17 protein-coding genes are annotated in these 18107 nt (G+C 64.0%); 5 read left to right on the top strand and 12 right to left on the bottom strand.

Translation table 11 applies throughout. The features are described 5' to 3' along the window. Nucleotides 1-119: 119 nt before the first annotated feature. The 10 genes from B1C78_RS09895 to B1C78_RS09850 all read right to left on the bottom strand — a co-directional run bounded on the left by B1C78_RS09895 (nt 120) and on the right by B1C78_RS09850 (nt 9432). Nucleotides 120-1097 carry a Bug family tripartite tricarboxylate transporter substrate binding protein gene (locus tag B1C78_RS09895; RefSeq protein ID WP_139349886.1) on the bottom strand — a complete coding sequence of 326 codons (978 nt, stop codon included), beginning with the start codon at nt 1095-1097 and terminating at the stop codon, nt 120-122. Between the two features lie 72 nt (nt 1098-1169). Continuing rightward, nucleotides 1170-1619, bottom strand: a complete 450-nt coding sequence (locus B1C78_RS09890) for a tripartite tricarboxylate transporter TctB family protein (protein WP_077279000.1) — start codon at nt 1617-1619, stop codon at nt 1170-1172. Continuing rightward, nucleotides 1616-3142 (bottom strand): tripartite tricarboxylate transporter permease, encoded by a 1527-nt coding sequence (locus tag B1C78_RS09885; protein ID WP_077278999.1) that lies wholly within the window; start codon nt 3140-3142, stop codon nt 1616-1618. The genes B1C78_RS09890 and B1C78_RS09885 overlap by 4 nt, the downstream gene beginning before the upstream one ends. A 337-nt stretch (nt 3143-3479) precedes the next feature. Next, nucleotides 3480-5225: a sulfoacetaldehyde acetyltransferase gene (gene xsc, locus B1C78_RS09880; RefSeq protein WP_077278998.1), complete on the bottom strand. Its 1746-nt coding sequence runs from the start codon at nt 5223-5225 to the stop codon at nt 3480-3482. 309 nt (nt 5226-5534) lie between these two features. Beyond that, complete coding sequence (locus B1C78_RS09875; RefSeq protein ID WP_077278997.1) at nt 5535-6356, bottom strand: IclR family transcriptional regulator; 822 nt, start codon at nt 6354-6356, stop codon at nt 5535-5537. Nucleotides 6357-6519: 163 nt separating this feature from the next. Continuing rightward, the gene (locus tag B1C78_RS09870) at nt 6520-7701 is read right to left on the bottom strand and encodes an acetate/propionate family kinase (protein WP_077278996.1); all 1182 of its coding nucleotides are present in this window, start codon (nt 7699-7701) and stop codon (nt 6520-6522) included. Nucleotides 7702-7837: 136 nt separating this feature from the next. After that, the gene (locus B1C78_RS09865; RefSeq protein WP_077278995.1) at nt 7838-8218 is read right to left on the bottom strand and encodes a PilZ domain-containing protein; all 381 of its coding nucleotides are present in this window, start codon (nt 8216-8218) and stop codon (nt 7838-7840) included. Nucleotides 8219-8347: 129 nt separating this feature from the next. After that, entirely contained in the window at nt 8348-8680 is a 333-nt protein-coding gene (locus tag B1C78_RS09860; protein ID WP_077278994.1) for a DUF2173 family protein, read from the bottom strand. Continuing rightward, nucleotides 8677-9030, bottom strand: coding sequence for a DUF2173 family protein (locus tag B1C78_RS09855; protein WP_245795390.1), 354 nt, complete (start codon nt 9028-9030; stop codon nt 8677-8679). Before B1C78_RS09855 ends, B1C78_RS09860 begins: the two co-directional genes overlap by 4 nt. Before the next feature lie 45 nt (nt 9031-9075). Beyond that, a complete protein-coding gene (locus B1C78_RS09850) occupies nt 9076-9432 on the bottom strand; it encodes a DUF2173 family protein (protein WP_077278993.1) in 357 nt (118 codons plus the stop codon). Nucleotides 9433-9666: 234 nt separating this feature from the next. On the opposite strand from B1C78_RS09850, the gene B1C78_RS09845 reads away from it, so the two are divergent. Further along, nucleotides 9667-10161 carry an RDD family protein gene (locus B1C78_RS09845; protein ID WP_077278992.1) on the top strand — a complete coding sequence of 165 codons (495 nt, stop codon included), beginning with the start codon at nt 9667-9669 and terminating at the stop codon, nt 10159-10161. Between the two features lie 112 nt (nt 10162-10273). On the opposite strand, the gene lptG is transcribed toward B1C78_RS09845, so the two are convergent. Both lptG and lptF read right to left on the bottom strand, forming a co-directional pair. Beyond that, the gene (gene lptG / locus B1C78_RS09840) at nt 10274-11332 is read right to left on the bottom strand and encodes an LPS export ABC transporter permease LptG (RefSeq protein ID WP_077278991.1); all 1059 of its coding nucleotides are present in this window, start codon (nt 11330-11332) and stop codon (nt 10274-10276) included. Beyond that, nucleotides 11329-12453, bottom strand: coding sequence for an LPS export ABC transporter permease LptF (gene lptF / locus B1C78_RS09835; RefSeq protein WP_077278990.1), 1125 nt, complete (start codon nt 12451-12453; stop codon nt 11329-11331). The genes lptG and lptF overlap by 4 nt, the downstream gene beginning before the upstream one ends. A 150-nt stretch (nt 12454-12603) precedes the next feature. On the opposite strand from lptF, the gene B1C78_RS09830 reads away from it, so the two are divergent. The 4 genes from B1C78_RS09830 (at nt 12604) to B1C78_RS09815 (ending at nt 18057) form a co-directional block, all read left to right on the top strand. Then, nucleotides 12604-14094, top strand: a complete 1491-nt coding sequence (locus B1C78_RS09830; RefSeq protein WP_077278989.1) for a leucyl aminopeptidase — start codon at nt 12604-12606, stop codon at nt 14092-14094. Nucleotides 14095-14224: 130 nt separating this feature from the next. Beyond that, nucleotides 14225-14653 (top strand): DNA polymerase III subunit chi, encoded by a 429-nt coding sequence (locus B1C78_RS09825; protein WP_077278988.1) that lies wholly within the window; start codon nt 14225-14227, stop codon nt 14651-14653. After that, on the top strand, nt 14653-15189 hold the full coding sequence (locus tag B1C78_RS09820) for a hypothetical protein (RefSeq protein WP_077278987.1): 537 nt from the start codon (nt 14653-14655) through the stop codon (nt 15187-15189). The genes B1C78_RS09825 and B1C78_RS09820 overlap by 1 nt, the downstream gene beginning before the upstream one ends. A gap of 105 nt (nt 15190-15294) precedes the next feature. Beyond that, the gene (locus B1C78_RS09815; RefSeq protein WP_077278986.1) at nt 15295-18057 is read left to right on the top strand and encodes a valine--tRNA ligase; all 2763 of its coding nucleotides are present in this window, start codon (nt 15295-15297) and stop codon (nt 18055-18057) included. Nucleotides 18058-18107: the final 50 nt, after the last annotated feature.

The raw sequence follows: 18107 nt of genomic DNA, 5'->3' as shown, positions 1-18107 counted from the left end.
CGCGCCGGCACCCGATGATTCAAAATCAGGGGACGGGCCATCCCTGACCCCCCGCTGGCCATCCTTGGCGCACCCCTGTGAAACCAGCCCGTGACGGGTCCAATGGACCTGTCCGGACTTCAGTTTGCCTCCATGCCCTCGAACAGCTGCTCCAGGGTCTGCTGCTGACGATCCCAGAGTGCGCGAGTCTCTTCCCGGTTCATGACGCGCAGCGGTGAACCGCCGGCCGACATGCGGCGCTTGACACGATCGTCGTTGAACATGTTGACGAACGCCTCGGACAGCATCTCGAGGCGGTCGGCAGGCACGCCCTGCGGCGCCATGACACCGCGGAAGTTCACGCTGGTGTCATCCACGTCGAAACCCCGTTCCTTGAGGGTGGGAACATCCGGCAGGAACTCCTCATCCCGCTCCAGATCCGCGATGGCCAGGATCTTCAGGCGATCGCGGGCGCGATAGGCATCTGACAGGTTGTTGAAGCCGGCCATGGACTGGCCGCCCTGCACGAAGCGCATGGCGTCCACGCCGCCGGATGTGGGCACGTAGCGCAGCTCGATACCCGCAGCACGCTCCAGCTGCAGGGTGGCGATGTGATGACCCACGAACTGGCCCGCACCGGAGACCGTCACGCGCCCGGGATTGGCCTTGGCATACTCGACCAGGTCCTCCAGCGTGTCGAACTGGCTGTCCCGCGAGACGATCAGTACCGCCGGATCGGCGCCCCAGTTGGCAACAGGCTCCAGGTTGTCCTTGTTGTACTGAGTGGTGTGCATAATGGACTGGGCGATGAAGTGCGGCACGTTGTAACCGGCCAGTTCAGAGCCGTCCTTGCGGGCACCTGCGGCGAACTGGTTCCAGCCCACCTGACCGCCGGCGCCGGGTCGGTTGATGATCGCCACCGGCTGCCCGAGTTCATCCTCGGAAGGAATCGTCACGATGCGTGCCTGGAAATCCGACGCGCCGCCTGCGGTGTACGGGATCATCATGGTCAGCGGACGATCGGGCCAGTCCGCCTTGACGGTGCCGAGCGCCCCGAGGGCGAACGCCACCGGTACGGCCATCAACGGCATGAGATACTTGCTGAGTCGCTTGATCATGCTTCATTCCTCCTTACATCCCATTGGGTTGGTTTTGGGGCCGGTGCATGGCCGGCCCGCTGTTGGGCTCGTTCAGAACAGCAGGGCTCGCGGCAATTGCACACCAAGCAACAGCACGAACAACAGATACAGACTCACGGTAAAACACGCGGCAATGGCCACCACCAGCGCGATGCGACGTACGCCGAGGCGGTCCGGGCTGAAGACCAGGGCAGTGGCCACGAACACGAGAAACGATGTGGACAGGAAGCCCAGACGCGGTGCGAGATAGGCCATGCCCGCGAGAATGACCAGCATCGGCCAGATGATGCGCATCGGGACCGATTCGATGTCGGCGGGAATCACCACCTTGCCGGGCTTGAAAGCCATCAGCGCAAGCACCGCGGAAAGCACCAGCATGGTCCAGGCCACCATGCGCGGAAACTCGTAACCGGGCCGCGCTTCCGGAGAAGACCAGACGACCAGCCCGGCAGCCACCAGGATGCTCGCAATGGCAATGATCCGTTGCTTCCAGATGGTCATGCCTCGGGCGCCCCCCCGGCTCGCTCACCGGCCCTGCGGCGGCTGCGGATCTTGAGCTCACTGTAGATGCTGTATCCGATCGACATGACGCACAGGCCGATCAGGATCAGGTTGATGGTGCCGGTGAAGAAGTACGGCATCGGGCCGTCCAGCGCGGGCGCGATGATCAGCCCCTGCAGGAGATTCTCCTCCGCGATGGGCCCGAGGATGATGCCAAGCACCACAGGCCCCGGGCTGAAACCGTAACGCATGAAGAAGTACATGCCGGTACCCAGCACGAGCATCACCAGCACGTCAGAGAAGCTGTGCTGCACGCTGTAGGTGCCGAAGATGGCCAGCACGGCCACCGCGCCCGCCATGTACTCCTTGGGAATGCCGATCACGAACCGGCTCAGGGAGCTGATGTACAGGCCGAACACCATGAGCAGTATCTGGGCGCACAGCAGCGCGCCGAGGAAGGTCCACACCACGCTGGCGTGCTGGGTGAAAAGATCCGGGCCCGGGAACAGCCCCTGGATGAGCAGACCGCCCAGCAGTACCGCAGCGGTGGGGCTGCCAGGAATACCCAGGGAAAACATGGGCACGAGCGATGATCCCACCATGGCGTTGTTGGCGCTTTCAGAAGCGATGACACCGTCGGGCTCGCCCTTGCCATACTTCTCCGGATGTCCGCTGAACTTCTTGTCCTGGTCGTATGCCAACAGCCCGGCGATCTGGCCACCCGCGCCCGGTATCAGGCCGACGACGGCGCCCACCACGCTGCCGAGTGAAAGGGAACGCACCCGACGCAGGTTGTAGCGTACGGACTGCCAGATGCTGCGCCCCTCCATCTGGAACTGCTCTCCCGTCTGGCCCCGCCATGCGCTCTCCACCATGTACAGCACCTGGGGAATGGCGAACAGGCCGATGAGGGCGGGGACGATGCTGATCCCGCCCTGCAGGTGACCGGAGAACACGAAGCGTTCGGTGCCGAGGATGGGGTTGAAGCCGATCAGGGAGATCCAGATGCCGAAGGCCCCTGCGATCAGGCCCTTGAGCACCGACGTGCTGCCCAGGGAACCGATCACCGTCACGCCGAGGATGGCCACCCAGAACAGTTCCGACGGCCCGAAGCGCAGTGCGAGTTCCGCCAGCGGCGGCGTGAAGAAGATCAGTACCAGCACACCCAGAATGCCGCCGATGCCGGAACTGATGAAACAGTAATGCAGCGCCTCGGTGGCGCGACCGTTGCGGGCCATGGGATGGCCGTCGAGGATCGTGGCGATGTTGGCGGGCGCACCCGGGATGTTGATCAGGATCGCACTCACCGCCCCACCCGCGACAGTGGAGGCATAGATCACGCCGAGCAGGATCAGCCCGGCAGTGGAATCCATGTGGAACGTAAAGGGGATGAGCAGGGCCACGGCCATGGTGGGGCTGACACCGGGCATGGACCCCAGTAGCAGGCCGATGATGGTGCCCAGCACCAGGATCAGGATATTGACCCCGGAAAACACCTGTGGAAGGTACGTCAGTAACTCCACCCTCACTCCTCCAGCGTATTGGCACCGCCGTCGTCCACCGGCCATGCAGGCTGGTCGACCCGGGGTGCGCTGTTATGCGCGGCCGGATGGCTGCCCCGCCCGGCCCTCTGCAGGGTGTCCGGCGGCGTTCCGGCCTTGCGGATCCGGGGGGCAGTCAGCCCGCCCGTCCGCACATTTGAGTATTGACCTCTTTTCTCCTCGTTGTACGTCCTCTGTTCACTCCGTTACGCCGACACCGAGGGGGCTCCGCCCCGGCTCGATGGTGTGTTCACCCTCTTACCGGACAGGCACCGGTGCGGAACAGCCTTTCGGGAACCCGCACCGGCACCGTCGTCGATCACATGTACTTCTTATACTTGTCCAGCAGGCGCCTGGGTGCCTTGAGCGCATCACGGCGGAACGGATCGCCCAGCTCGCGCGAGACGTTGATCTCGATCACTGTGGTCTTGCCCTGCTTTTGCGCCTCACACGCCGCGGCAAGCGCACCGCCCACCTCGTCGAGCTTGTCGATGGTCACCCCCTCGGCACCCATGGAACGCGCGATGCCCGCCCATGAAGGGCTGTTGAGGTTCGAGCCCACGAAACGCTCGCCGTAGTAATCCACCTGGTTCTTCTTCTCCGCGCCCCACTGACGGTTGTTGAACACCACCGCCGTCACCGGGATGTTTTCCCGAACACAGGTCAGGATCTCCACCATGCTCATCGCCCACGCGCCGTCACCCACGTACGCCACCGCGGGGCGATCCGGCGCGCCCACCTTGCAGCCGATGATCGCCGGCAGCGCGTAACCGCAGTTGCCGAAACTCATCGCCGCAAAGAAACTCCTCGGCTGCTCAAAGCGCAGGTAGGAATTGGACACCGAGCAGATGTTGCCGATATCCGTGGAAACCATGGCGTTGCCCGGCATGGCCTTCTCCAGCTCGCGAAGCACCTGGCGTGGATGCAGTCCGCCATCGCTGTCCGCCACCTTCAGGCTCCACTCGTCACGCTCGTGACTCCAGCCATCGAGCTCCTTCTCCCATTCGGCCTTGGTGGACTCGATGGTGCCGAGGCGTTCGTCGCGGTTCGCGTCGCAGGCCAGCTTGCGATCCTTGAGCCGCGCAAGCAGCGCCCGCGCCACGGCCGCCGCATCACCCAGCAGATCCACGTCCGTGCCCTTGACCAGGCCCAGCATGTCGGGATTGGCATCCACCTGGATGATGCGCGCCTCCCTGGGCCAGTAATCGAGTCCGTGTTGCGGCAGCGTGCCAAAGGGCCCAAGCCGGCTGCCAAGCGCCAGGACCACGTCGGCCTTCGCCATCAACTGCATGCCCGCCTTGGAGCCCTGGTAGCCCAGCGGGCCAGCCCACAGCTTGTGGCTCGCCGGGAAGGAGTCGTTGTGCAGGTAGCTGTTGACCACCGGCGCGCTCAGGCGCTCTGCCAGCGCGACGCAATCCTGAACACCCTCCGAGAGCACTACACCGCCCCCGGAAATGATCACCGGGAAACGCGCCTCCGCCAGCAGCTGCGCTGCACGATCCAGCTCGCGCTCGCCGCCTGCACCGCGCTCGAGACGCTTCGGCCCCGGGATCTCGCACTCGATCTCGCCGTAGAACAGATCCCGCGGAATGTTGAGCTGGGTCGGCGCATTGGCGTTGATCGCCCGGTTAAAGCAGCGCCCCGTAAATTCCGCCATGCGGTCCGAGCGGCTCACGTTGCCCTGGTAACAGGTGATCTTCTCGAAAAACGGCAGCTGCTCCGCCTCCTGGAAACCGCCAAGACCCTGGGAGTTGGTCCCCGTCTCCGGCGTGATCGCCACCACCGGGCTGTGCGCCCAGTACGCCGCGGCAATCCCCGTGACAAAGTTCGTGATCCCGGGTCCGTTCTGCGCGATGCACACCCCGTGGCGACCCGTCACACGCGCATATCCATCCGCCATGTGCGCGGACCCCTGTTCGTGTACCGTGGGAATGAAGCGGATCCCCGCCGGCTCGAAGATGTCCAGTGCATCCATGAACGCCGATCCCACGATACCGAACACGTTCTTCACGCCGTGGGCCACCATCGTCTCCACCAATGCCTCACTCGGGGTCATGCGTTTCATCGGTCTTCTCCCTCGCTAATGGGGTCTGGCGCGCCGCCTGCCGGATCGTTGCACGTCGCTCGCCGACAGGCGCTTCGGGAAGGTGGGCACACCAGACAAATCAACACAAGGGCCCAGTATAGACCATTCCCGAGATATTTCGTCTCATTTTTGTGCGTTTTTGCAATCCTCAGGCAAAATTTTGACGGAAGACGCTGGACCAACGAGCCGGCTCGACGCAGAACACCCTGCACTTTGCCAGCGCGATGAAAGAGTTGCGGGAGAAAGGCAATCCTTTACTCGAATTGCCGGAGGGTCCGGGATGCCGTGTCAGGAGTACATGACGGGTGCCAGAGCCCGCGCGGCTTCACGCAGGTCCGGCAATAATGCGCGCAGATCGTCCAGGGAACGCCGGGGAATGGAGGCATGGATGGATACGGCCACAATGGGCGGGCCCTTGGGCGGGTGGATGGGCACGGCGATACAGGCCATACCTTCGATGAATTCCTCGTTGTCGATACCCACCTCCTCGCGCCGGATGCGGGCGAGTTCCTGCTGAAATGCCTCCAACCCGGTGATGGTGTGAGGCGTCTTGGCCTCCAGCGTCAGGGACGACACCAGCCGATCCCGCACCCGCTTCGGTTGCATGGCCAGCAGCAGTTTACCGGTGGCCGTGCAATGCAGGGGCACGTGGGAGCCCACCTCGAAACGCAGCCTGAGCGGCCAGGCGGAGTCAACGCGGTCCAGGTAGGTGATGCGATCGCCGTCCAGCAGCACGATGTTGCACGCCTCGCCGACCCTTTGGGCCAGCTGCTGCAGGATGAGATGCCGGGGCCCGCGCAGGGCCTCGCACTGAAAGACCCGGTAGGAGAGATCCCGCAGCTGGGGCCCGGGCACGAAACGTCGTCCGGTCTCATCCTTGACCAGGTAACCCTCCTCCTCAAGCAGCGACACGATGCGATGCACCGTGGGCTTGGGCAGGCCCACCAGATCGGAAATCTCGGGAAGCGCCAGGGGCAACCCGGCATGGGTCACCGCACGCATCACCTCGAGCGTGCGGGCCGCCGCCGAACCGGTTTGTCGTTGCTTCCTGACAGTCGTCGCTTCCACCATGCAATACCCTGTGAGGTCGGTACGCCGCGCAGTGGACATGGCGCACCCGGATTTGTCATTCCCGGCGTCTTTGCATCAGCATTTGATCGCATCAGGGGCGATGCCGCAACGCCGGCCTGCCGAACCCGCGCGCATGATTGGCCCCAAAAGGACCATAGCAGGCCCATGTCGACGACGGAAATCCGAGGGCCAGGAGTCCAGGTCAAGGATTCTGCAGACAATCCAGCGTGTGCCGGGCGATCATCAGTTCCTCGTCGGTGGGAATCACCCATGCCGACATCCGGCTCGCCTCAGTACTGATCCGCATATCGCCTCGCGTATTGGCCTCCTCGTCCAGAGACAGCCCCAACCATTGCAGGTGCCTGCAGATGGCGGAACGCACCGGCGCGGCATTTTCGCCCACCCCTGCGGTAAACACGAGGGCATCCAGTCCGCCCATGGCCGCCGCCAGGCTGCCGACCTCCCGCACGGCACGATATACATAATATGACACGGCCTCCGCCGCCGCGGGGTCATTGCTCTCGAGCAACTCCCGCATGTCGGAGCTGATACCGGACAGGCCGAGCAATCCCGATCGGCGGTAGAGGAGATCCTCCAGCTCGGAGGCGCTCATGCCTTCGCTTTGCAGCAGGTAGAGCAGCACGCCAGGATCGATGCTGCCGCAACGCTGGCCCATGGGCAGCCCGTCGAGTGCAGTGAAGCCCATGGTGGTGGCAATGCTGCGCCCGGCCAGCAGCGCACACATGCTCGCACCGTTACCCAGGTGTGCCACCACCGTCCGACCGTGGGTGGCCCGCTCGTCATGATCGGGCAGCACGGACGCGATGTACTCGTAGGACAAGCCATGGAAACCGTAGCGCAGGATGCCCTTCTCCTCATATTCCCGCGGCAAGGCGAAGCGCTGTGCCTCCCTGGGTTGCGATCGGTGTACGGCCGTATCAAAACAGGCCACCTGCGCCAAATCGGGGCGCAGGCGCGCCACCGCGTGGATCGCTTTCAGGTTATGGGGCTGGTGAAGCGGCGCCAGCTGGCTGAAACTTTCAAGCTGCGCGAGGGTATCCGCGTCGAGGCGCACCGGACTGTCAAAGTGCGGGCCGCCATGCACCAGGCGATGCCCGGCGGCCAGCAGCCGCAAACCGCCCAGGTGCTGTTCGAGCCATTGCAATGCGCGATCAAGCGCCTCGTCGTGGTCGGCGCTTTCCCGCAGATCATGGTCCAGCAGGCGGTTGCCGTCAGCGTCGGTGAACCTCAGCCGAGCCTTGCGGCCTCCGAGACCGTCCGCCTGGCCGCGATAGTGAGGAACGAGACTCTGCGCCTGCACCGCGTAGAGCGCAAACTTGATGCTCGAGGAGCCGGCATTGATCACCAGCAGTCCCTGGGTCATGGGGGTCTCTGCATGTCGGTGGAAGGGAACAATCAAATATTCAAGATTCAAGATTCAAGATTCAAGGGAAGGGCACGTGGATCTATCGAGGGGACCCTTTGAATCTTGAATCTTGAATCTTGAATTTGCCCTTCTCTCACTCTCTCCTGAACAACGCGGCAAGGTCCCGATTAAGCAGGGTCTCATCCCCCAGGTTGAGTTCCACGAGACGCTTCAGGTGCTGCGCGCTGTCGAGATCCAGCCGATCTACCACCAGGCCCGTCTCCTCGCCTTCCACCCGCGCCACCCGGGTCTCCATGGAAATGGCGAGGTCCTGCGTCAACGGCACCCTGAGGGTGCAGCGTTGTTGAGGCGCAGGCTGAGCCTCCATTCCCGTCGTGCGAATCAGTGCGCCGTGCAGGGAGAGATCCAGCAGATCGACCTGCGTTTCCGCGCCTCCGTCAAAGGAAACGTAGGCGGATCCCTCGAAACTGATGCGATGAAAACGGCGCTTCTCCGGGTCCTGGATTCGAGTCACTGGCTGATTACCGGGATGATTGAGTGGATTCACTGCATCTTGATCGTCGACGCAGTATAGGAACCCGGATGCGGTTCCAACAAGTTCCTGCCGGAGAACGGGCCGGCAGACCCGCAGACAGGGGCCGGCTCAGAAATGGGACACGTCGTCCAGCTCGCGCATGACCTCATTGAGAGAGGCCTCGGCATTGTTCACCAGGCAGACCAGGTTGCCGATGGAACACACCGAGTGCGCCTCGCCACGCACGATCCAGCCCTTGGGCGGGGTCCAGCCACGCAATCGGGTGAACATGGAGAACTGGTCCGAATTCCCCTGGGTGAAGCGCTTGTAGTCGTGGGCGAAGCGGGCCAGGCGCCACATATGATGCTCATCGAGCAGACCGTAACCCTCCACCAATTGTCCGTCGTCGCGAAAGCGCGCGGCCACCAGGACGCCATCCAGGGCCAGCAACCGCCTGATCATGGACCCTGATCCCCTGCCCCCAGGGCGCGATAGGCGGCTTCCACATCGCCCGAGTCATTGCGCAGAACCACACCATGGCGGCCATTGATGACGGCGGTCCAGTCCATCCCGATCAGGGTGAACCCCTGGATGGGGTAGAAGCCGTTCATGCCCGTCACGCCTTCCCAGCCCCTGGCCTGCATGGATGCCAGGGAGATATTGGCCACGCAGACATGGCTCAGCATGTCCAGGGCCACCGGATCCATGTCCGGGTCCGGCGCCACCGCGTGGCTCACCAGTTCCCCCCGGTCCGAAAACTCGAAGGCCGCAACGGCACCGTTCAACGACATGAGCGTACTCAGTTCGATCATTCCGTCCCCCTTGGAAAATCCCTCACGAACGTGCGTCGACACGTCTCACACCATGTCGATGGCCACCTCGTCCAGGGACTCGTGCATGCATTTGAGGACCGCGTTCATGACACCGTCCCGGTTTTCCAGGATGCAGAAGAAATTGGCCATGACACACACGCTGAAACGCGGCCCCCTCACGGCCCAGCCCCGGGAGGGCACGAGCCCGCAGCCAGGGCAGAACACGCCGAGGATGTCGCATTCCATGTGGACGCCCATATGCGTGGCCCGACACATGATCGAGGCCATGCGGGCCATCTCCCGCGTCAGGTTGCCTTCGTAGGAAAAACGATCACCCCGGTAGGAGTACTCTCCCGCCGCCAGAACACCCGGCTGCGCCATGAGATCGCGGATCAACCCCATGAACCTCCCCCTCTAACATGCACGACCCCGTGACGGCGCCGCACGAATCCGGCAATCTCCTCGCCCTCGGGCGGGGTTGCCTTATAATGTTCCGCCGCGCATGCGGCAGACCTCTGTGTCTGGAATTATTACCACAGGGCCTCCGTACCCGCCATAAAATCCATCGGTGTCATTGAAAAATTTGATAGGGTTCCCGGAATTCTCCCGGGTGCCCCGGCCGCCACAGGACAATCCATGGCCTCCCCCAAGACTGCAACCGCCCCCGTTGGCCTGCCCCGTCGTCTGGCGGCGATGACCTACGACGGTCTGCTGCTGCTGGCCATGATCATGGCAGTCGAGTTTTTCATCGTGGCCGCATTCGGTATCACCGACGAGCACCCGCTGTTTCTGCCGCTGCGCCTGTACATTCCACTGGTGGCCTTCGGGTTCCTGGGATGGTGCTGGACACGCCAACGGGGACAGACGCTGGGCATGCAGGCCTGGAAAATACGCCTGGTGGACATGGCGGGGAAGCAGGTCACCTGGCGACAGGCAGGCATCCGCTTCGGCGTGGCCCTTGGCCAGTGGTGCCTGGTCGTGGCAGCCGCGGCGCTTTACATCCGCGGCTGGTGGATCGCCGCCCTGCCCTTCGTTGCGCTGGTGGCAGCCGGGCTGGCCAGGGCCCAGCGCGATCCCGAACGCCTGATGCTGCATGACCGATTGTCGGGGACGAAGCTGGAGAGGGTTTGAAACAAATTCAAGGTTCAAAATTCAAGATTCAAGGGAAAAGCGGGCGACCCATTACCTTTGAATCTTGAATCTTGAATCTTGAATCTTGAATCTTGAATCTTGAATCTTGAATTCATCTCACTCGCCTCAGCGCCGCCAGCGCCACGCCAAGAAATATGAGCATCGGCAGACTTGCGCTCAGCAGCGGCGGCAATCCGTAGACAATGCCCATGTGATTGAATGTCCGATTGAGCAGGTGGAACCCCACGCCGATGAGCACGCCGATGAACAGCCGCTGCCCCGCGCTGCCCGTGCGCAGCGAACCGAACACGAACGGTATGGCCAGCAGCAGCATCACCAGGCTCGACAGGGGTATGGTGAATCGCATCCAGTAGGCCAATTCATACTGTGCGGATTCCAGGTTGTTCTCGCGCAGGTAATTGACGTACTGGCGAAGCGTCATGGCCGACATCTGCCGCGGCTCCACAGCCAGAACATCGAACAGTTCCGGCGCCAGCAGCCGGGACCAGCGTTCCTCGTCCACGAACTCGCTGGTCACGCCCGCATCGGACAGGCGGCTGCGATGGATACCCGAGAGCATCCATCTGCCGCCCTCATAGCGAGCCGCTTCGACCCTCATGAGGGCGCTCAGGCGCCGGTCGGCATCGAGTTCGTAGATGCGGACATTCAGCAGGCGCAGATCGGGCATCACCGCGCCGACGTTCACGAAACGCTGTCCGTCCTTGGCCCACAGGCCGCGTGTGGTGACATGCATCTCGTCACTGTGAACCATGGCGCGCAGGTTCTGGCCGCGCTGTTCGCCCGCGGGGGCCACCCCTTCGCCGACGATCACAATGCCCACCATCAGGATCAGGCCCGTGCGCAGCGCCGAACCCACGATTCTCGCCACGGACACGCCGGCCGCCCGCATGGCAATGAGCTCGCTGTTGGCGGCCAGTGTACCCAGGCTCAGCAGGCTGCCCAGCAGGACAGCGGTGGGAAACAGTTCATAGGCGCGGCGCGGCACCGTCAGCGCCGTGTACACCAGCGCCTGTACGAGTCCGTAGTGTTCATCCAGGCCGTCGATCTCGCCAATGAAGGCGAACAGGGCGTCCAGCCCCGTGAGCACCAAAAGCACCAGCAGGGTGCCAACCGCCACCTGGCGGCCGATGTATCCGTCGAGCCGCCTCAAGACGGGCTCTCCACGGGGGTGACCCGGCGCCCGAGGCGCAGTCCGCGCTGGCGCCAGAGCAGTACGACGATCACTGCGCCCAAGGCCACGTGTACCCACCACAGCCCCAGCCATGCCGGGGTCTGGCCGCTCTCGTACCAGGACTTGCCCAGAATGAGAAAGTTGGCATAGACGATGTAGATGACGATGGCCGCCGTGAGCTTCGCGAAGCGCCCCTGGCGCGGGTTGGTGGTGTGCGACAGCGGCAGCGCCAGGGCAGCCAGCAGGATCATGGAAATGGGGATGGCGGCGCGCCAGTGCAGTTCCGCCTGCGCCTCGCGTCGATCAGAGCCGATCAGATCCAGGGTCGGCATGCTCCCCACGCCGCCCCGTCGCCGAGCACCTTCGGGGTCAGGCACCCGCATGCCGTGCGTACGGAACTCGATGACGCGGAACTCGCGTCCTCCCGGGTGACCCAGATAGCGGTAGCCGTCGTGAAGCACCAGGTAGCGGGAGCCTGTCACCGGGTCCACCTGGCTGCGTGCGCGCTGCGCGGTGATCACCTCGGTACCCTCCGGTCCGCGCGACTGAATGAACACGTTGCGCATGGACGCACCATCGTCGGTGTAGCCCTCGATGAAGAACACGCGCCTGTCCACGCGGGACTCCATGAACCGCCCGGGCGCCACGCCTGCCAGGTCGGGCCGTTGTTCCGCCTCGGCGCGTACCTGCTCGATGGCGGCGGAGGCCAGCGGGGCGGCCCAGAACACCAGCACCGTGAGCAGGGCCACCATGGGGGCCGTCAACCAGGCAATGCCCCTGTACAGGCGCGCGGGACCCACACCGCAGGCCTGAAGCGCCGTCATCTCACTGTCCTTGTACAGGCGCCCCAGTCCCAGCATGAGCGCCAGAAACAGGGACACCGGCAGCAGCAGGATCAGCCCCTGCACCGAACCCAGCGCCACCAGCGGCAGCAACACATCCGGCGGTATGCGTCCCTCTGCGGCATCGCGCAGGATGCGTGCCAGCGTGCCGCCGACAATGATCAGGAGCAGCACCAGGGTCACCGCCCCATGGGTGCTGAGCATCTCGCGCATCAGGTAGCGATCGAGGACGTCGAAAACCCCCTGCCTCACTGCCATGCGGCCACTCCTTCCCGGACCCGCCCGACGGGGCCCGACACGCGCCGGCGTGGTGATGGCATGGGAACTTGCATAGAATGGGCGTGCCTCATTTATCGATTCTGAACGGCGCCGTCCGGGCGCGTCCCACCAGCATACCCGAGGAGTGGCATGGAATTTTCAGTCAAGAGCGGCAACCCTGAAAAACAGCGCAGTGCCTGCGTGGTCGTGGGGGTCTTCGAGCGGCGCAGGCTCTCAGGCGCCGCCCGCGTTCTGGACAAGGCCAGCGGCGGTATGCTCTCCACCATCCTGCGCCGCGGTGACATGGACGGAGAGAAGGAACAGACCCTCTGGCTGTACAACCTGCCCAACACCCTGTGCGACCGTGTCCTCCTGGTGGGCTGCGGCAAGGAGCGCGAGTTCAACGAGGCCGCCTACCGCAGCGTGACGGCTACCATGGCCCGTACCGTAAACAAGAGCGGCGCCGTGGAGGCAGTGAATTATCTCACGGATCTGCCGGTCAAGGGGCGCGACACCCTGTGGAAGATCAGCCAGGCGGTGACCGTCACCCAGGACACCCTCTACCGCTTCCAGCAGCTCAAGAGCAAGAAGGACGAGGTCCAGCGTCCCCTGCGCCGCATCATCCTGAGCGTGCCCTCCCGTTCGGACCTGTTGCCCGGGGAGGAGGCCGTGCGTGTGGCCTCGGCCATCTCACTGGGCACCCGCTTCACCCGCGACCTCGCCAACCTCCCCGGCAACATCTGCACCCCCACCTACCTGGCCGATCAGGCCCGGCAGCTGAACAAGACCTACAAGTCCGTGAAGGTGGAGGTCATGGAAGAGGCGGACATGGAGAAACTCGGCATGGGCGCCCTGCTCTCCGTGTCCCGGGGCAGCGAGCAGCCGGCCAAGCTGATCGTGATGGAGTATCGGGGCGGAAAGAAGGACAGCAAGCCCATCGTGCTGGTAGGCAAGGGCATCACGTTCGACACCGGCGGTATCTCGCTCAAGCCTGGCGAGGCCATGGACGAGATGAAGTTCGACATGTGCGGGGCTGCCAGCGTGCTGGGTGTCATGAAGGCCATTGCCGAGATGATGCTGCCCCTGAATGTGATCGGCGTGGTGGCGGCCGCGGAGAACATGCCGGACGGCAAAGCCAGCCGCCCCGGTGACGTGGTGACGAGTATGTCCGGACAGACCGTGGAGATCCTCAACACGGATGCCGAGGGCCGGCTGGTCCTGTGCGACGCCCTGTCCTACGTGGAACGCTTCGAGCCGGAGTCGGTGATCGACATCGCCACCCTCACCGGCGCCTGCATCATCGCCCTCGGGCACCAGGCCACAGGCCTCCTGAGCAACCACGGCCCACTGGCCAACGAACTGCTCAACGCGGGCCGGCAGTGCTACGACCGGGCCTGGGAACTGCCGCTGTGGGAGGAATACCAGGAACAGCTCAAGAGCAACTTTGCGGACATGGCCAACATCGGCGGCCGCCCCGCAGGCACCATCACCGCCGCCTGCTTCCTGTCCCGGTTCACGAAGAAATACCACTGGGCGCACCTGGACATCGCCGGCGTCGCCTGGAAGAGCGGCAAGGAAAAAGGCGCCACTGGCCGCCCCGTCCCCCTGCTCATGCAATACCTCCTGAACAAGGCCTCGTGAGAAACCACATGGTCTCTCTCCGCGGAACCATCGACAAACATCGACGTCAGGCTGAACACCTGACCCACGATGATAAATTCCACGGGTTTTCCCTTGTATCTTGCACCTTTGCCCTTGTACCTGCCTTTTCATGACCCGCATCGACTTCTACGTACTCGAGGACGACGACCCGCGCCGACGCCTGCAGACGGCGTGCCGGCTGATCCACAAGGCCTTCGGTCTGGGCCACCGGGTGCACGTGCACACCGGTACTCCGGCGCTTTCCCGACAACTGGACGAACTGCTCTGGACCTTCCGTGACACCGCCTTCGTGCCCCACGAGGTGGAAGGCGACGACCCGCATTGTCCGGTGCAGATCTGCCACGAACGGGAACCGGCTTCGGCCGGCGAGATCCTGGTCAACCTTGACGACGAAGTGCCCCTCTTCTTCAGCCGGTTTGAACGGGTGGCGGAGATCGTCAACCAGGAAGCAAACATCCGCGACGCGGGCCGTCAACGGTACCGTTTCTACAAGGAGCGCGGCTACGCCCTGACCCATCACCGGCTGGGTGCACGCTAATGACCCAGTCCCCCGACGATCCACGCATCCCCACGCTGACCAAGCTGATCAAGGCCGGATCGGGCAAGGGACCAGCCGTTGACGATGCAGCCCCTGCCGATACGACCGCGCCACCGGAGGTGACCGAGCAGCCCACCGGGCCCGACGGGCCTCAGGCAGTCGGACCGGACGCTCCGGCGTCGGACGAGGGTGCATCGCTGGTGGACAAGGCCATGTCGCGCCTCAGCGCCGACGTCCCGCCTGACACCGCGTCTCCGACCATGCCCAACGAACTCGACATCGATCTGCAGCTGGATGAGCTGGACGATCTGCCCTTTCACTCGCTGGAACAGGTGCCGGAGAAAGAGGTGGTGGAGGCGACACCGGCCATGGATGTCGATTCACTGGACGAAGCTCTGCGTGCGCGGGTGGACGCCCTGGCAGAGCAGATCCTCGCCGAGCACCTGCCCGAACTGCGCACGAAGCTGGTGGACGCGGTCATGGCCTCCCTGGGCGATGCGCCTCCCTCCTCCCCGGAAGATTCCGGAAAGGACTGAACACGGCAACTGTACCGCGCCTGAGCCGTTCCGCGCGCAGCCAACACCCCAACCGCTTCCGGTATAATGCCGGCTTTTCGGCCACCGCACCCCGACCCGGATCCCATGGACAAGACCTACGACCCCCGCGCCATCGAACAGTCCCTGTACGAGCAATGGGAGCGCGCCGGTCATTTCAGGCCGAGCGGGAATGGCACCCCCTACTGCATCATGCTGCCGCCGCCCAACGTGACCGGCACCCTGCACATGGGTCACGCCTTCCAGCACACGCTGATGGACACGCTGATCCGGTATCAGCGCATGAGCGGCGCCGACGCCCTCTGGCAGGGGGGCACGGACCATGCGGGCATCGCCACGCAGATGGTGGTGGAGCGCCAGTTGGCGGCCGAGGGTGTCAGCCGTCATGACCTGGGCCGGGAGCAATTCCTGGAGCGGGTCTGGCAATGGAAGGCGGAATCCGGGGACACCATCACCCGCCAGATGCGCCGGCTGGGCAACAGCATCGACTGGGATCGCGAACGCTTCACCATGGACGACGGTCTGTCCAGGGCGGTGCGCGAGGTGTTCGTGCGTCTCTACGACGAGGGACTCATCTACCGCGGCAAGCGGCTGGTGAACTGGGATCCCGTGCTGCACACGGCCGTTTCCGATCTCGAGGTGATCTCGGAAGAGGAACAGGGATCCCTCTGGCACATGCGCTACCCGCTGGCCGACGGCTCCGGACACCTGGTGGTGGCCACCACGCGTCCTGAAACCATGCTGGGCGACACAGCCGTCGCCGTGCATCCGGAGGACGCGCGCTACAACCACCTCATCGGCAGGCAGGTCGAGCTTCCCCTCACCGGTCGCACCATCCCGGTGATCGCGGACGACTACGTGGACCCGGAGTTCGGCTCCGGCTGTGTGAAGATCACCCCGGCGCACGACTTCAACGATTACGCAGTGGGGCAGCGTCACGATCTGCCCGTGATCAACATCTTCACCGTGGACGCGAAGATCAACGACGAGGCCCCGGAGGCCTACCGGGGTCTTGACCGCTTCGATGCACGCAAGCGGATCATTGCCGACCTGGAGGCGCAGGACCTGCTGGAGCGCATCGACGACCACAAGCTCATGGTGCCCCGGGGCGACCGCACCGGCGCCGTCATCGAACCCTTCCTCACGGACCAGTGGTACGTGAAGGCCGGCCCGCTGGCGGAACCGGCCATCGCCGCCGTGGAGGACGGCCGCATCCGCTTCGTGCCGGAGAACTGGAGCAAGACCTACTTCGAGTGGATGCGCAACATCGAGGACTGGTGCATCTCCCGCCAGATCTGGTGGGGCCACCGCATCCCCGCGTGGTACGACGAGCAGGGCAATATCTACGTGGCTCACGACGAGGACGAGGTGCGCGCCAGGTACAAGCTGGACAGCGGGGTGAAGCTCACCCGGGACCCGGACGTGCTGGACACCTGGTTCAGTTCCGCGCTCTGGCCCTTCTCCACCCTGGGCTGGCCGGACGAAACACCGGAGCTGTCCCGTTACTACCCGACCAACGTGCTGGTCACGGGTTTCGACATCATCTTCTTCTGGGTGGCCCGCATGATCATGATGGGCCAGAAGTTCATGGGCGATGTTCCCTTCCGGGAGGTGTACATCACGGGGCTGATCCGCGACTCCGAAGGCCAGAAGATGTCCAAGTCCAAGGGCAACGTCCTGGATCCCATCGACCTGATCGACGGCATCAGCCTGGACGATCTGATCGACAAGCGCACCCGCGGCCTCATGCAGCCGCAGATGGCGAAGCGCATCGAGAAGGTCACCCGCAAGCACTTCCCCGAGGGCATTCCCGCCTTCGGCACCGACGCCCTGCGCTTCACACTGGCCTCGCTGGCCTCCACCGGACGGGACATCAAGTTCGACCTTGGCCGCATCGAAGGCTACCGCAACTTCTGCAACAAACTCTGGAACGCGGCCCGCTACGTGCTCATGAACACCGAAGGGCAGGATACGGGGCTTGGCGACGAGCCGGTGGAACTGTCGCTTGCAGATCGCTGGATCGAGTCACGCCTGCAGGACGTCATCGGCCAGGTGCGCGCACAGCTGAACGCCTATCGGTTCGACCTGGCCGCGCAGGCGCTCTACGACTTCACCTGGCACGAGTACTGCGACTGGTACCTGGAACTGTCCAAGCCGGTGCTGACCGGCGATTCCACCGTCGAGGCTCAGCGCGGGACCAGGCGGACACTCGTGCGCGTGCTGGACACCCTGCTGCGCCTCATGCACCCCGTGATACCCTTCATCACCGAGGCCATCTGGCGCCAGGTGGGCCCGCTTGCCGGAAGCCGGGGCGATACGCTCATGCACCAGCCCTATCCCGAATCGGATGAAGACCGCAAGGACGCGGCAGTCGAATCGGAAATCGAGTGGGTCAAAACCTTCATCCTGGGTATGCGCCGCATCCGTGCCGAAATGGACATCTCCCCCGGCAAGCCCCTGCCCCTTCTGATCGACAACTGGCGGGACAGCGACCGGGCGCGCTACGACGAGGCGGAAGCCTTCATCGGCTTTCTGGCTAAACCCGAGTCCGTCACCTGGCTCGAGCCCGGCAACGAGGCGCCGGAATCCGCCATGGCCCTGGTGGGCGAAATGCGCCTGCTCATCCCGCTGGCGGGCCTCATCGACAAGGATGCCGAAATAGCACGACTCGAGAAGGAACAGGCCAGGGTGCGGAAGAACCTCGACGTGTGCAGCGCCAAGTTGGCCAACCCGAGTTTCGTGGAACGCGCCCCCGCGGACGTGGTGGAGAAGGAACGCACACGCGTCAGCGAGCTGGAAACCACCCTCAAGGAACTGGACGCGCAGCTGGAAAGGATAAGAAGGCTATAGCCCGCATATCTCACCANNGGCGGCCGCAGTAGAAGGGTGGTGAGATATGC

It is taken from the genome of Thioalkalivibrio denitrificans, from assembly GCF_002000365.1.
Taxonomy (GTDB): Bacteria; Pseudomonadota; Gammaproteobacteria; order Ectothiorhodospirales; family Ectothiorhodospiraceae; genus Thioalkalivibrio_A; species Thioalkalivibrio_A denitrificans.
This window is presented reverse-complemented; position numbering and strand designations above follow the sequence as displayed.

Coding starts and splice junctions, on each gene's coding strand:
- B1C78_RS09815 (WP_077278986.1), top strand. CDS start 15,295: ATGGACAAGACCTACGACCCCCGCGCCATCGAACAGTCCCTGTACGAG.
- B1C78_RS09820 (WP_077278987.1), top strand. CDS start 14,653: ATGACCCAGTCCCCCGACGATCCACGCATCCCCACGCTGACCAAGCTG.
- B1C78_RS09860 (WP_077278994.1), bottom strand. CDS start 8,680: ATGATCAGGCGGTTGCTGGCCCTGGATGGCGTCCTGGTGGCCGCGCGC.
- B1C78_RS09830 (WP_077278989.1), top strand. CDS start 12,604: ATGGAATTTTCAGTCAAGAGCGGCAACCCTGAAAAACAGCGCAGTGCC.
- B1C78_RS09855 (WP_245795390.1), bottom strand. CDS start 9,030: ATGATCGAACTGAGTACGCTCATGTCGTTGAACGGTGCCGTTGCGGCC.
- B1C78_RS09845 (WP_077278992.1), top strand. CDS start 9,667: ATGGCCTCCCCCAAGACTGCAACCGCCCCCGTTGGCCTGCCCCGTCGT.
- lptF (WP_077278990.1), bottom strand. CDS start 12,453: ATGGCAGTGAGGCAGGGGGTTTTCGACGTCCTCGATCGCTACCTGATG.
- B1C78_RS09870 (WP_077278996.1), bottom strand. CDS start 7,701: ATGACCCAGGGACTGCTGGTGATCAATGCCGGCTCCTCGAGCATCAAG.
- B1C78_RS09850 (WP_077278993.1), bottom strand. CDS start 9,432: ATGGGGTTGATCCGCGATCTCATGGCGCAGCCGGGTGTTCTGGCGGCG.
- B1C78_RS09875 (WP_077278997.1), bottom strand. CDS start 6,356: ATGTCCACTGCGCGGCGTACCGACCTCACAGGGTATTGCATGGTGGAA.
- B1C78_RS09895 (WP_139349886.1), bottom strand. CDS start 1,097: ATGATCAAGCGACTCAGCAAGTATCTCATGCCGTTGATGGCCGTACCG.
- B1C78_RS09890 (WP_077279000.1), bottom strand. CDS start 1,619: ATGACCATCTGGAAGCAACGGATCATTGCCATTGCGAGCATCCTGGTG.
- xsc (WP_077278998.1), bottom strand. CDS start 5,225: ATGAAACGCATGACCCCGAGTGAGGCATTGGTGGAGACGATGGTGGCC.
- B1C78_RS09825 (WP_077278988.1), top strand. CDS start 14,225: ATGACCCGCATCGACTTCTACGTACTCGAGGACGACGACCCGCGCCGA.